The 14,305-nt window shown below is 57.7% G+C and carries 11 protein-coding genes; 10 read left to right on the forward strand and 1 reads right to left on the reverse strand.

What is annotated here, in order from left to right:
- Positions 1-37 precede the first annotated feature (37 nt).
- The 10 genes from AC07ZE_RS08870 to AC07ZE_RS08915 all read left to right on the forward strand — a co-directional run bounded on the left by AC07ZE_RS08870 (position 38) and on the right by AC07ZE_RS08915 (position 13,825).
- A complete protein-coding gene (locus AC07ZE_RS08870; RefSeq protein ID WP_207263456.1) occupies positions 38-862 on the forward strand; it encodes a substrate-binding periplasmic protein in 825 nt (274 codons plus the stop codon).
- 9 nt (positions 863-871) lie between these two features.
- Positions 872-1,228: a DUF4398 domain-containing protein gene (locus AC07ZE_RS08875; RefSeq protein WP_207263458.1), complete on the forward strand. Its 357-nt coding sequence runs from the start codon at positions 872-874 to the stop codon at positions 1,226-1,228.
- Positions 1,225-2,037: an OmpA family protein gene (locus AC07ZE_RS08880; protein WP_207263460.1), complete on the forward strand. Its 813-nt coding sequence runs from the start codon at positions 1,225-1,227 to the stop codon at positions 2,035-2,037. The genes AC07ZE_RS08875 and AC07ZE_RS08880 overlap by 4 nt, the downstream gene beginning before the upstream one ends.
- A gap of 199 nt (positions 2,038-2,236) precedes the next feature.
- Positions 2,237-3,676: an aminotransferase-like domain-containing protein gene (locus AC07ZE_RS08885; RefSeq protein ID WP_095196458.1), complete on the forward strand. Its 1,440-nt coding sequence runs from the start codon at positions 2,237-2,239 to the stop codon at positions 3,674-3,676.
- 99 nt (positions 3,677-3,775) lie between these two features.
- The gene (locus AC07ZE_RS08890; RefSeq protein ID WP_207263462.1) at positions 3,776-4,243 is read left to right on the forward strand and encodes a translation initiation factor 2; all 468 of its coding nucleotides are present in this window, start codon (positions 3,776-3,778) and stop codon (positions 4,241-4,243) included.
- 166 nt (positions 4,244-4,409) lie between these two features.
- Positions 4,410-4,664, forward strand: coding sequence for a YkgJ family cysteine cluster protein (locus AC07ZE_RS08895; RefSeq protein WP_095196459.1), 255 nt, complete (start codon positions 4,410-4,412; stop codon positions 4,662-4,664).
- A gap of 41 nt (positions 4,665-4,705) precedes the next feature.
- Complete coding sequence (locus AC07ZE_RS08900; protein ID WP_207263464.1) at positions 4,706-5,311, forward strand: START domain-containing protein; 606 nt, start codon at positions 4,706-4,708, stop codon at positions 5,309-5,311.
- 461 nt (positions 5,312-5,772) lie between these two features.
- The gene (locus AC07ZE_RS08905; protein WP_207263467.1) at positions 5,773-7,872 is read left to right on the forward strand and encodes an LTA synthase family protein; all 2,100 of its coding nucleotides are present in this window, start codon (positions 5,773-5,775) and stop codon (positions 7,870-7,872) included.
- A 470-nt stretch (positions 7,873-8,342) separates the two neighbouring features.
- Entirely contained in the window at positions 8,343-12,461 is a 4,119-nt protein-coding gene (locus AC07ZE_RS08910; RefSeq protein ID WP_207263469.1) for a DUF1592 domain-containing protein, read from the forward strand.
- A gap of 2 nt (positions 12,462-12,463) precedes the next feature.
- Entirely contained in the window at positions 12,464-13,825 is a 1,362-nt protein-coding gene (locus AC07ZE_RS08915) for a DUF1552 domain-containing protein (protein WP_207263471.1), read from the forward strand.
- Positions 13,826-13,899: 74 nt separating this feature from the next.
- Here AC07ZE_RS08915 and AC07ZE_RS08920 read toward each other — a convergent pair whose 3' ends face one another.
- Positions 13,900-14,058 (reverse strand): DUF3309 family protein, encoded by a 159-nt coding sequence (locus AC07ZE_RS08920; RefSeq protein ID WP_170948722.1) that lies wholly within the window; start codon positions 14,056-14,058, stop codon positions 13,900-13,902.
- Positions 14,059-14,305: the final 247 nt, after the last annotated feature.

Consider the following 14,305-nt stretch of genomic DNA (forward strand, 5'->3'; position numbering starts at 1 on the left):
TTTTTTTTGTTCCGGATTTGATTGGGAGATTGTCGCCATGGATCTGCATCGCGTATCTGGCTGGTCAATGCTGGCGGGGTTGGCGTTGCTGCCGGGACTGGCCGTCGCGGCGGGCAAGTGCGAGCGTCTGGTGGTCACCGGCAGCCCGGATGCACCACCCTACTTGTGGCAAGACCCGCAGAACCCCAAGCAGCTGGTTGGCGCCAGTGCCGATCTGTTGCAGCACGTGGCGGCGGAATTGGGCATCAAGGTCGAACTGCTGTATGCCGGCAAACGCTCTCAGGCCCTGGACGAGGTACGCAGCGGCCGCATGGACATGCTCGCCGATGCACCGTTGATGGTCAGCGAGCTGCAATCCCTGGACTACATTCATCCACCGTTGTTGGAAAACGATTACCTGGTCTGGACACGCAAGGATTCGCCACTGGTCTACAACGACGTACAGGACCTGCACGGTCATACCGGGGCCTTGTCGGAAAAGTCTCGAATGACCTCGGCATTCGGCACTTTCGCCGAGCAGCAATTGACCCTGTCCCGTACAGCCAACTTGACCCAGGCCTTTCAGAAATTGCTTTTGGGTGAGGTGGAATTTGTCCTCGCGGGACGCTACTCGGGCATGGCAATGGCGCAGACCCTGGGTATGGCCAACGATCTGGTCCCTCGCGCGCAACCGGTCGACAAGCCGGGACTGTATCTGGCGGTTTCCCATAACTCGGCCTGCAACGATCCGTGGTTGCGCGGACAGCTGGCCAAAAAGATGACAGAATTGCCCGCGTCCGGACTGACCGAGGCCGTGCTGCAACGCAACATCGAACGTTGGAATGCGCAGCAGAAGCAATCTGTCAGTACCCCAAAACAGTAGGGATTTTTAGTGAGTATTCGACCTCTTTTCGCTGCCCTGGCCGTTCTGGCTCTGGCGGGTTGTGCAGCCGATCCGGCGCCGAATGAACAAATGCGCCTGACCGAGCAGGCACTTGAACAAGCCAAGGCTGTTGGCGCCACGGCCGATGAAGTACCGGAAATGAAATTGGCCGAAGACAAGTTCAACCGTGCCAAGGGCAGCATGAACGACCAGTCTTTCAGGAACGCACGCATGCGGGCCGAGCAGGCCGAGCTGGATGCGCGTCTGGCTGAGGCTCGGGTCCTGACTCTCAAGAGTGAGGCGCAATTGGACGTGCTCAACACCCGCATCGTCCGCCTGCGCAAGCAATTGGGAGATGCCCAATGAGCTACGGGTCGAAAGTTATCGGTGGCTTGATCCTGGCAGGTTGCGTAAGCCTTTACGGCTGCGCGGGTCAGCACAGCGAAGCGGCGTTGCAGCAGGCGGGGTCCGATTTCCAGAAGGTCAAGGAAGACTCCAATGTATTGCGAATCGCGCCGAAGGATGTGATTCGCGCCGGCGAGTCCCTGGCCCGCGCCGACCGTCTGTCCAGCTATTGGGGCAGCGGTTCCGACGTGGCGCATTACGCTTACCTGAGCCAGCGCTACAGCGAAATCGCCCGGGAGCACACCAATCAGGTACTCAACGAAGAGCGCGCCGCGAAGCTCGAACTGGAACGGCAGCGCCTGCAACTGGCCTTGCGTGAGTCCAAGCTGCTCAGCGTGCAGCAACAGGGCAAATGGCTTGAAGAACAGATTGTGGCGTTGGCCACCACCCAGACCGACCGTGGTCTGGTGATGACCCTGGGCGACGTGTTGTTCGACACCGGTGAAGCGGAGCTGAAAAACTCCGCCAACCGCGTGGTGTTGAAGATCGTGCAATTCTTGCAGCTCAACCCCAAGCGTGTGGTGCGTATCGAAGGCTATGCCGACAGTACTGGCGGCAAGCAGGAAAACCTCAAGCTGTCCCGTGATCGTGCGCAATCGGTGGCGGATGTGCTGATGGACCTGGGCATCGACGACAAACGCATCAAGGTCGAAGGTTACGGCGATGAGTACCCGGTGGACGCCAACGCTTCCGAGCGGGGCCGTGCGCAGAACCGTCGGGTGGAAATTGTGTTCTCGGACGAAAAAGGCCAGTTGGGCGCCGCTCGCTAAGGGTTGCGTCACTGGAAAACCCGGCCTGCCAAGTCAGCGCCGGGTTTTTTTACGTCTACTTTCCGATAAAAGCAGTACAGATTTTGCTGACACTGCACTGTACGGTCGACTATTGTGGCAACTGTCCCAGTACACTTCTAAACTGTTCCGGTATCGTTTCCGACAAGAATAAAATGCCTGTGAAATCGAGTGCTGCGTCATGACCAATCTCTTGCTCTACCAACGTATTGCTCAGCAACTGGCCGAAGACATCCGCCGAGGTGTCTATCAGCCAGGGGAGCGCGTGCCTTCGGTGCGCAAGATGAGCTCGCAGCTCAATGTCAGCCATGCCACGGTATTACAGGCCTACGCCAACCTTGAAGATCAAGGGTTGATCCGTGCCCGGCCGCAGTCGGGTTACTACGTGCACCAGACGCCGGCCCTGACCGCGCCGACGCCGGACATCGCCCGCGTCGAGCGCCCTGGCCTGGTCACCCGCAGCAGCATCATCCAGCAGGTATTGGTCGAATCGCGCCGCGAAGGTGTATTCCCGCTGGGTGCCGCAGTGCCGAGCGTCGATTATCTGCCGGTACGGGCGTTGCATCAGCAACTGGCCAAGGTCACCCGATTCCATAGCCCCCGTGCCTTCAGCTACATGTTCAGCCCCGGTTTCGAGCCGCTGCGCCGACAGGTGGCGATCCGCATGCGCGATGCCGGCGTGGTGGTCGATCCGTCGGAAGTGGTGATTACCCATGGCTGTGTCGACGCCTTGCAGATGTCCCTGCGGGTGCTGACCCGACCGGGCGATCTGATCGCTGCCGAATCACCAACCTATTACGGTCTGCTGCAGCTGGCCGATCTGTTGGGGCTCAAGGTCATCGAGATCCCCAGCGATCCGTCCACCGGCATGAGTCTCGAAGCCCTGCAACTGGCGGCCAACCAGTGGTCGATCAAGGCGCTGGTGCTGACCACACGCCTGAGCAACCCATTGGGCGGCACCATGCCGGAAGAGCGGCAGAAACAGCTGCTGCGCCTGGCATCGGATTTCGATATTCAGGTGGTCGAAGACGACATCTACGGCGAGCTGATGTTCGAGCAGGGGCGCACCAAGGCGCTTAAGGCCTATGACCGGCTGGACCGGGTGATCTATTGTTCGAGCTTCTCAAAAACCCTGTCGCCGGGCGTGCGAATCGGCTGGATGATCGCCGGCAAGTATCAGCAGGAAATCCAGCGCTTGCAGACCTTCAGCACCCATTCGGCCTGCAGCGTCACGCAGATGGGCATTGCCGCCTATCTGGAGAATGGCGGTTACGACCGGCATTTGCGTTACATCCGTCAGGAATACCGCAAGAATCTCAGCGCCTTCCAGTTGGCAGTGCAGCAATATTTCCCCGAAGGCACACAAATGACCCGGCCGACCGGCGGTTTCATTCTGTGGGTGAGCCTGCCGGGACGGGTCAATACCCAGGAGCTGCACGTGCGTGCGTTGCAACAGGGCATCAGTATCGCGCCAGGGCTTATTTTCAGTAACACCGAGCAGTTCAATCACTGTATTCGGCTGAATTGTGGCATCCCCTGGAACCGGGAGGCAGAGCGCGCGTTGATGACCTTGGGCATGCTGGCCACCCAACTCTGCCAGGAGACGGCCAGCGGCTTTTGAGGGGGCGGGCGGGTTCTTGTTGTCGGCGCTTGTCACGGCGCCTGCAACAGGCGAGCATATGTCCCCTCTGTCGTTTGCGCGATGTGCGCCGTTGGGTCCATGAAACCGATTCGTACTGCCGCCTGGTTGTTGATCTGCCTGTTAGTCAGTGCTCAGCCGGTATCCGTTATGGCCGCTTCGGCTCAGGAGAAACCGGCGGCTGGCACGCCTTCGAAAAAAATGACGCCCGCAAAAAAAACTGCACCGGTCAAAAAGAAAGGGACTGCGGTAAAAAAGCGCCCACCGATTGCCGCCAAGTCTAAGCCGGCCAGTGAGGTGGTGAAGACCCGACTTCCTTCGGCCAACCTGGATCTGAGCCTGCCCGAGGACATGGTCGAGGAATTGAAACCCGTCGGTACGGTGCCATTGCCCAAGCGCGAACCGGTGTTGCCGCAAATGTTCGGTGATAAAAGCAGCCAGTTCCAGCTCAACGGTCGCTTGATCAGCAACGAAATGCAGTTGCAACTGCGCAATGAAGAGCGCCGGGAAGTCGAAGGCGCGGCGCTGGAGTTCGAGTTCAAGCGCTGAATCCAGTCCGTTTGTAACCCGCCGGACAGACGCTTTGTCGGAGACTGGTCAGTCACATACCTCCAACAGGGAAAAACCCACGGTGCGGTAATTTAAAACAACTGTTTTAGCGGTTACTCTGTGCCCCGTCCTTTAACACATTGCCCGTCGCGAGGAGCTCGTCGTCATGAAATGCCGTGAAGGCTGTGGCGCCTGTTGCATTGCCCCATCCATCAGTTCACCCATTCCCGGTATGCCCAATGGCAAAGCCGCCGGGGAACGTTGCCTGCAACTGTCTGCCGATAACCTGTGCAACATTTTCGGCCAACCGGAACGTCCTGCGGTGTGTTCGGCATTCGACGCCGACCCCGAGGTGTGCGGAAGCAGTAGCGAAGAAGCGATCCGGCTGCTTGGCTGGTGGGAGCAAATGACGGCCGCGTGATGTGTTCTACGCACGGAACTTCAACAATAAGGAATAAAACTATGGGTTCGCTGCATCGTATGGCTGTTCTGTGTGGGTTGTCGGCTGTATTGGCCACCTCGATCGTCCAGGCTGAAGACTGGAAGGTTGCCAAGAATGAGGACGGCATCAAGGTGTCCCTGAGTGAGGTGGCCGGTTCCGATTACAAGGCTTACCAGGGCGTCACCCTGATGAAAACCACCGTCGCCAAACTGCGTGCATTGCAGGATGACGTGTCGGGCGCCTGTGCCTGGATTCACGAATGCAAGACCCAGAAGTTGCTCAAGCACGAAGGTGATCAGAGCTGGACGTATACCCAATTCAATACCCCATGGCCGGTCACCCCGCGTGATTCGGTACTGCATATCACCACCCTCGAAGGCGCCGACGGCAGTCTGACCCGCAAGCTCGAAGGCGTGCCCAAGTATCTGCCTGAAGAAAAAGGTTTTGTGCGGGTCGCCAAGGTCGATGGCTTCTGGAAGTTCGTTCCGAAGGGCGATCAGGTTGAAGTGACTTATCAGGTGCACACCGAGCCGGGTGGCAGCGTGCCGTCGATGGTGGCCAACAAGTTTGTGGTGGATGCGCCGTTCAATACCTTGAAAGCGCTCAAGGCTCGGGCTGAGAAGTAAGTTTTGATTTGATCGGGGGCCTCGATCAAAAAGCCAAAGCGAGCCGGCCTGATAGCCAACCTCGCTTTGGCAGATGTGCTCATTGCCCTGTGGGAGCGAGCCTGCTCGCGAAGGACGTCAACGATAACGCGCCCTGTCTGAGCGAGCGCGGTGTCCGGGCTTTTTTCGCGAGCAGTCTCGCTCCCACAAGGCAACCGCGGATAGGCACACCATCAAAAGCCCAGGTCGCCACCCAACCACAGCCTTTAATTTGTTTCCGAATATACGTTGCACAAAATTTTCACAAACACTCCAAGACAATTCGCGCGCGCCGACATACCGGACACTAATCAATGGCAATGCCGCGGTTGATCGGGCACCATTTGCGCACCGCGCAAACCCCGGGGTCGAGTACTGGCCAACAGAGGGCAGGGCGCAGCTGTATTTTTGAAACTTCAACTTCCAATGGGTCCTAATACGACATGGCAATCCCGGACGCCCTGAGTCAGCAGCGAGCCTCGAGTCGCCTGCTGCAACCGACCGTCAAATCGCATCTGGCCTACACGCTGTTGTGCGCTCTGGTCATGATGCTGATGTTTTCCGCGCTGCGCCTCGCGCTGCTGGTCTACAACCGTGAAATGATCCTCGATACTCCAGCCTCGACCTTTATCGAGGCGTTCGCCAACGGCCTGCGTTTCGACCTGCGTCTGGTGGTCTACCTCAGCATCCCGCTGATCCTGGCGCTGTTCAGTGCCCGGGCCATGGCGGCGCGCGGGTTCTTCCGTCTGTGGCTGACGGTGGCCTCCAGTGTCGCGCTGTTCCTGGGCCTGATGGAGATGGACTTCTATCGTGAGTTCCATCAGCGCCTCAACGGTCTGGTCTTCCAGTATGTGAAGGAAGACCCGAAAACCGTGATGAGCATGCTCTGGTACGGTTTTCCGGTGGTTCGCTACCTGCTGGCCTGGGCCGTAGGTACCTGGATCCTCAGCCTGGCGTTCAAGGGCGCCGACCGCGCCACCCGTCCCCGTGGTCCGTTCAGCGGCGGCAGCATCAGTACACGCCAGGTCGCGCCCTGGTACGCACGTATCACGGTGTTCGTGGTTTTCCTGCTGATCTGCGTGGTCGCGGCCCGTGGCACCTTGCGTCAGGGGCCGCCGATGCGTTGGGGGGACGTCTACACCACCGACTCCAACTTCGCCAACCAACTGGGCCTCAACGGCACGCTGTCGCTGGTGGCGGCGGCCAAGAGCCGGATGTCCGAAGATCGCGACAACATCTGGAAAGCCACGCTGCCTCAACCGATGGCACAGCAGACCGTGCGCGACATGCTGGTGATGAAGGACGACAAACTGGTGGACGGCGAGACCGCGGCGGTGCGTCGCGATTACCTGCCACCGGCCGACAAGACCCTGCCGGTCAAGAACGTTGTCGTGATCCTGATGGAAAGCATGGCCGGTCACTCGGTAGGCGCACTGGGCGCACCCGGCAACATCACGCCATACCTCGACAAGCTGTCGCAGGAAGGCTTGCTGTTCGACCGCTTCTTCTCCAACGGTACCCACACTCACCAGGGCATGTTCGCCACCATGGCGTGCTTCCCGAACCTGCCGGGTTTCGAATACCTGATGCAGACGCCGGAGGGCAGCCACAAGTTGTCTGGCCTGCCGCAGTTGCTCAGCGCTCGTGACTACGACGATGTCTACGTCTACAACGGCGACTTCGCCTGGGATAACCAGTCGGGTTTCTTCAGCAACCAGGGCATGACCAACTTCATCGGGCGTAACGATTTCGTCAATCCGGTGTTCTCCGACCCGACCTGGGGCGTGTCCGACCAGGACATGTTCGATCGAGGTCTGGAGGAGCTGAAGGCCCGCGACGGCAAAGACAAAAAACCGTTCTATGCCTTGCTGCAAACCCTGTCCAACCACACCCCATACGCCTTGCCGACGCCATTGCCGGTTGAGCGTGTGACCGATCGCGGCAGTCTGAACGAACATCTGACCGCCATGCGTTACGCCGATTGGGCGCTGGGTCAGTTCTTCGAGAAGGCTCGCAAGGAGCCGTACTTCAAGGAAACCCTGTTTGTCGTTGTTGGCGACCACGGTTTTGGCAACGAGCGTCAGATCACCGAAATGGACCTGGGCCGTTTCAATGTGCCGATGCTGATGATCGCACCGGGCATCCAGGAAAAGTTCGGCAAGCTGGATCACACCGTTGGCACGCAAGTCGACATCGTGCCGACCATCATGGGCCGGATCGGCGGGGAAGTGCGCCATCAGTGCTGGGGGCGCGATCTGCTCAACCTGCCTGAGGGCGATACCGGTTTTGGCGTGATCAAGCCATCGGGCAGCGAGCAGACCACGGCCATCGTGACGGTCGACCAGATTCTGGTGCTGCCAAGGGACAAGGACATGGCGCCGAAGATGTATCGCTACGAACTGGGCGCCAAGCCGCACGCCGAAGTCGTACCGGATGCACCGGGTACCGCCGAGATGAAAACCAGACTGGAAGCGTTCCTGCAGACGGCGACCAAAAGCCTGATCGATAACACCGCCGGTGTCATCGATGGCAAGCCGGACTAAGTCAGGCTTCGCGGGGGCTGATACCGATCAGTCAAGCCTCTGCGCCTGACCGTCAAAAGCAGAAAAACTGAATCCGATGCCTGTCCGGGCATCGGATTTTTTATGCCTTTGAGGCACGTCGTGTTTGGCAAATCAAGGCTTGTACCTGTCAACTTTGACAGTAGACAGCCCTGGGGGATGGGCGTTTTATACAGGTGCTTGCGCCGCCTGAGCCGACGTTTGCAACAGCGACGTTGATAGCGGGCAGTGTGGCAAGGATGAGTGTCGATCTGTTCCTGTCTCTATGGCTTTCGGGCCATGTCTTGGTCATGCAGTGGAACCGCATTGGAAGACATTCCAATAGAAACATCGGGGTTGGCATTGGCTCTTTCTGGCCGGCCACTTCGGTTCAGGTGGTTCACCGCGGGACACTGAATCAGCAGATTTGTCCGACGGGTTGAAACACTTGGCTGACGAGTGAGGCTTGCTTCATGACTAAGTCTGTCGGTGTGATTCGTTTGCTGTGGCTCGTGGGGCTGGTGGCACTCGCCGCTGTCATCGCTTTGGTGGTGTTCGCCAGAACATCAGAGCCAACGCCCTCACCTCAGTCCTGTACCGCGCCCGATTATGAAAAGGGCGCGCTCTATGAGCAGGGGCAACAGGTTCAGCATGCCGGCCAGCAGTTTGAATGCTGGAAAGATGACGAGGCACCACTTGGCGTCGGCAGTTGGCAGTGGTGCAAGCTGCCGGTCTATGAGCCATTGGTTGCCGGCGGTCCGTGGAAGGATGCATGGAAAGAACTCGGTGAATGCGACGGCTTCGAAGGCAATCGCCTGACCTTGAGTTTTGCCACCCTCAGCGGCAAGGCGCCCCTGAAACCGGCAGTGCCCGGTGTTGCGCGTGCCGATCAGATAGTCACTGGTACCTTGCGCTGCAAGGCCGAGGAGATTGCGATCAGCGCGACGGCCAACGAAACGATCCACCTCGATAATCTGAAAGCTTGCGACTACCAACTGGTCATGAACAGCGCTGATGGCTACATCCCGCTGAACACCCCGCGCATTGTCTCGTTCAAGGAGGCGCAGGGAGAAGAGCAAACGGTGACGGTGAAGTACCGGCCACCGGTGGAGGTGAGCAAACTCAGTGGTTTGCCAGGGATAAAAATCGAGCTGTTTGCCCAGGGTCTTGTTCAGCCCCGGCAGATGGCCATGGGCAAGAACGTGCTCTATGTCGGTTCCAGCGCGATCCCGTCGTACGTCTATGACGGAAAAATCGCCGACATGATCTACGCGCTGCCACTGGATGGAGCGGGAAAGCCGACGGGGATTTATGTGATCGCCAGCGGTCTGGAAGAACCCCATGGCGTGGCGTATCGCGATGGCGATCTGTATTACTCGACCACGGGTGGCCTGTATGTCTTGCGTGACGCGGATGACAATTACAAGGACCCGAAACCCGAGCGGGTTTTCAACTTTCCGGCAGACGACAAGGTGTTTCCGTTGCCGCCCCTGGCGTCGGGTTCGAACACACGCATCTGGCACCAGAAACACCTCCTGCGTATCAACCCGCTCGATCCGACAGACAAGTCGATTTATACGGCGGTCGGTATTCCCTGCAACCTGTGCATGATCCCCGCCGACGAGCGTTATGGGACAATCCTGCGTTATTCCCCGGAAACCGGCGAGTCGGAGATTCTGGCCACGGGGGTGCGTAACTCTGTTGGCTTCGACTGGAATCCCCAGGACGGCAAACTATGGTTCAGCGACAACAATCGCCAGGGTTTTCCCAATCCTGATGAAGTCAATGTGATCAGTGTTCCCAAGCTGCATTTCGGTGTGCCTTATCGGTTCGGCAAAGGCACTCCCGGATTCACCCAAGAGGAATACCAGAACCCGGGTGTGATCCAGCCACCACTGGTGCCAGGCGCGATTGTTTCCGACAAGTCGCTTGAACAGATCAACCCTTCTGATTACGTACCCGCCGCTTTTGAGTCGGGGACCAACACGGCACCGCTCGGCGTCAAATTCTGGAGCGGTTTCCCGACGACCCCCGGTACCCAACATTTGTTGGTCGCGATGCACGGTGCGGGCTCTCCCGCCCGCCCGGGCATGGATATCCAGATGCTGACCATTCAGAGTTCACGAGTGGTCAACCAGATCCCGCTGATCAATGACTTTGTGCAGGATCCGAATAATTTTGATGTCTATTGCCTGGACAACTCGTGCATAGGCCGCCCTGTCGAGTTTCTTCAGTTGGCCGATGGCAGTCTGCTGATCAGTGACGACGTCGCCGGGGTTATTTACCGCGTGCATTATGACCCGACCGGGTTGCCGGCGACTCAATTGGCGTTGCGCCCGATGTTGCCCCCCGATGGACTGGAAAACGAGATGGCCAGCGGTTACCTGATTGGACCCGATGGCAATAGCCGGCTGGTGCAGATGTCATTGAACCCGGCAGATAACGAGGCCGCGCTGGTGCTCAAGGGGCTTGCCTATGGCAAATATCAGTTGCGTCTCAATGACGTGAAAAACTGGATTCCCGTGGTGCGCAACACCTCCGTCACGCTATCGGAAACCAGCAAGAGTCAGTCCATCAACCTGCAATACCGCGAGCGGCCGGTCAAGCTTGAGGTCAAGGTTACGATCAAGGCACCGGCCAAACCTGCTTCGGTCACCGATACTCAATGGCACTTCAGCCTGGTCGACGAAAACCAAAGCAATGCTGAACCACGGGTCGTAAAGGTTCCATGGGGCGGCAGTTCCACGCAGCTCTTGGACTATGGCAACTTCAAGTTCATCTACCCGTTTTACCCAAAAGAAAAACCTGAACCGGAACTGGAGCGGTTGGCCATTGATGAGTCCAGCGAGGACCAGCAGCTTCCAGCCCTGGCCTACCAACATGTCGAGAACCTCGGCGAATCAGTCCTGGCGGGCGCCTGTACGAAATGTCACTCGGTCGAGTATTTCGACAGTGCGAGCAAGGCCTTGCTCTGGAGCGTGGCGGGGCGGGACGCGCTGGTCAGTCACATCCAGACCATGCCGGTATCAGGGCATTGCGATTTAACCTGTGCGACCCAGATCAGCGATCACCTGTTCGACAAGGTCTGGAAACCTTACCTGGATCGGGGCGAGTCCTATGGCGCACGGCAATTGCGATTGCTGACGCCGAGTGAATACACCGCCAGCGTCAAGGATATCCTGGATGTGGACATCAATCCCGAAAAGCTGCCGGCCGACAAATCCAAAAAAGACTTCAAATACCCGGGTGAAGCGGATTTGGGCGTTCTGCAGGCAGAGGACGTCAAAGCGTTGTACGACGTGGCTTTGGATGTGGCCGAAAAGGCTCAACCAGCACGATTGAAGGCGCTGGCCATCTCCCGGGCCGGGACCGATCTGGTGACTTCTCTGGGCTATCAGCTATTCCGTCGACCCGTGACTGACGCGGAGCGTTTGCGTTACCAGGCGCTGCTTGACGAGAAGGGGGCGCCCGCCCTGATTACCGCGCTCTTGATGTCGCCGCATTTCCTTTATCGCTCGGAGCTGGGGACCGCGACAGCCATGGCAAGCGATGTGTACCAACTAACGCCGTTCGAAGTCGCGACCGCGCTCTCTTTCGGCTTCCTGGGTACGACGCCGGATGTTGAACTGTTAGCCAAGGCACAGCGCAATGAATTGCAGACCTCGCAACAGATCTCCGCGGAGATTGAGCGAATGATGCAAACGGACCGCGGCATCGAGCAGTTCAATCGCTTTATCAGTTATTACGTCAAAACCATTCGCGGTGTTCAGGAAAAACCGGGACTCACCAAGCCAATGATTGAACTCATGGCGCGGGAGCAGTATCTGCTGAGTAAAGACATGATGCTGGGTTCAGGCACCCTGAGTAAGTTGTTCAATCCCGGTTACACCTATTTGAATCAAACGCTGGCTGCGCACTATGGCATCAGCGGTGTGACGGGCAGCACGATGCAAAAGGTCGCGGTGGATGAAAAACGGGGAGGGCTGTTGCATCTGGGGGGGACTCTGGCGGCCACGTCGGACTTCGAGGCCACCTCATTGGTCAAGCGCGGCATCATGATTCGCGAGCAGATGTTCTGCCGTGAGTTTGGCGCCCCGGTGGAGCCCGATCCTGTAGGTCCTGTTTTTCCGGCTCGACCTTATACCACCCGTGAACGCTGGGATTTGATCAACGGTGAGCAAGCGTCAGGAGGGCGCTGCTGGCAATGTCACCAATTCATGAATGACACCGGCGCCTCGATGGAGCACTACGATGCGACCGGTCGTTATCGTACCCAGGAAAAAGCCTACAACTATGAGCAATATCCACAGATGTTGCCGATCAAGGCCTCCGGTCCCTTTATAAGTTCGACCGGTACCGAGCCCATCAATGACGTTCGTGATATCGCCAAAATTATTCCACGACATCCGGCATCCCAGTTCTGCATGGCCGAGAGTTATTTCCGGTTCGTGTTCGGCAACAAATCGGATGTACAGACCTCGGGCACCGTGAAGGCAGTTGCCGATGGCTTGAAAACCTCAGGTTCACTGACAGAGATGCTGCGAAACCTGGGGACTTCCAAGGCGTTCATTTACAAGACCGAGAGGAATTGATCATGGGCATTTTGAAAAGTCGTCGGCGTTTTCTCGCGGCTCTGGCTGCAGCGGGTGTCTATGGTCCCTTGACCCAATTCGGGTTGGCGCGCATGGCGTTGGCGGGGCAAACCCAGCAACCCAAGTTGAAGGTCCTGTTTGTGGTGGTACCCGATGGGTTGGCAACGGACTCCTATCAAGGCGGTCCATTTGGCGATGGACGCGGATTGTGGCATCCCGATGCACAGGGGGTGGATACCACGGCTTTTACCTTGAAGGACGTCAGTAAAGAGCTGGAGATTTATCGCAGCCAATCGTTGTACCTGCGCGGGATTATTCTGGGTCCGGGGAATGTGGGTCATGACGGCTGGAACTGGGCTTTGCGTGATAACGCACGGAGCCAATCGTCTATTGACGTTCTGCTGGGGCAAGCGCTGCCGGGTAATGAACCGTCGCATCGCAGTCTGTTTTCCGGCCCCCACGCCGGGACTGACGGCACAAACTGGAATGTGTCGTTTATGAATAATACGATGCGCATGCCCTATCAAGACCCTAAGCTGATGGCTGAATCGTTGTTCAAGTCGCCCGCTCAAACTCGTCGCGCGCTGGAACCCGGGGCCGGAAAGTTGCTGGAGGCCTCCCTGGCGGATATCCAGGAAATCAAAAGCAAACTTTCCCCCGGGCAGCGGCAAAAACTTGATATCCATCTGGACTCGGTGGAGCAGGTCATCAAGGACCTTGAAGAGACTCGGCCACCTGTGGGGTGCGAGCCTGTATACCCCGAGCAGCTGGATTATCGCTCGGCTTTGCACCGCACCCGCACTCAGGCCGAGCACCATAAAGTGGTGGCCACCGCCTTGAGTTGCGGGATTACCCGCGTCGCCACGATACAGATCGGGCGCTCGGCGGAGTCGCTCAATATCCTTGATGTCAGCCCTTCCAATAATCCCCATGATTGTGCTCACCGTCGGGCGGGTGAAGCGCTCTGGAGAGAAACAAGACAGTGGTACGTGCGTCAGGTGAAACTGCTTATGGATGAACTGGCCGTGCACCAGGACCCACATGTGCCCAGCGAAAAATTGCTCCAACACACGCTTGTTTTAGTTACCAGCGAAATGGCCGATGGAGACCCTGAACACATGATCGATATGCCGCTGGTGCTTATGGGGGGGGCAAGCGGACTATTGAAAAGCGGGGACGGTGCGGGGCGGTATCTCAATATCACGTCGCAGGCTGATCGTACGCACCATACGGGGAACCCGGTCATCGGCAGGAACTTCGTCGACATGCAGCGGATCTGGGCAACTGTTGCCAAGGCCGCCGGAACGAGTGTGCCGTATAGCGGCAATATCGACCCGGTCAGCGGGATATTCACTAACGTATGAAGCAAAAAGACGATGCCAGTCAGGCTGACTGACTGGCATCGTCTTTTTGCGGGTTTTGTTTGTTTTTCAGACGTTCATATCTTGCCGAGTAACAACAGGATCAGTATCACCACCAACACTACGCCGATGATACCGGACGGGCCATAACCCCAACTTCTGGAGTGCGGGAAGACCGGCAGACCACCGATCAGTAACAGGATCAGAATGATGAGTAGAATTGTGCCCATGTCTATTTCCTTGCTGTAAGAATTCAGGAATGACCTAGTCGTTAGTGGTCAGCGGGAATGCGATTAATTCGAGCTGCTTAAAAAATCCGACTGTTGGGCATCGAAGAAAATTCCAAATTTTTTAATGTTTTTCGAACAAGGGATTATTTCCTTTCCAGGGGCATTAGTTGTCGGCGACGCTTCCCGGGTTTGCCCGGGCCATTCAGCAATCTGATGGAGCGTGGGTCGGGCAGTATCCTTCGCTACACTCGAC

Source organism: Pseudomonas sp. GW101-3H06 (genome assembly GCF_059424605.1).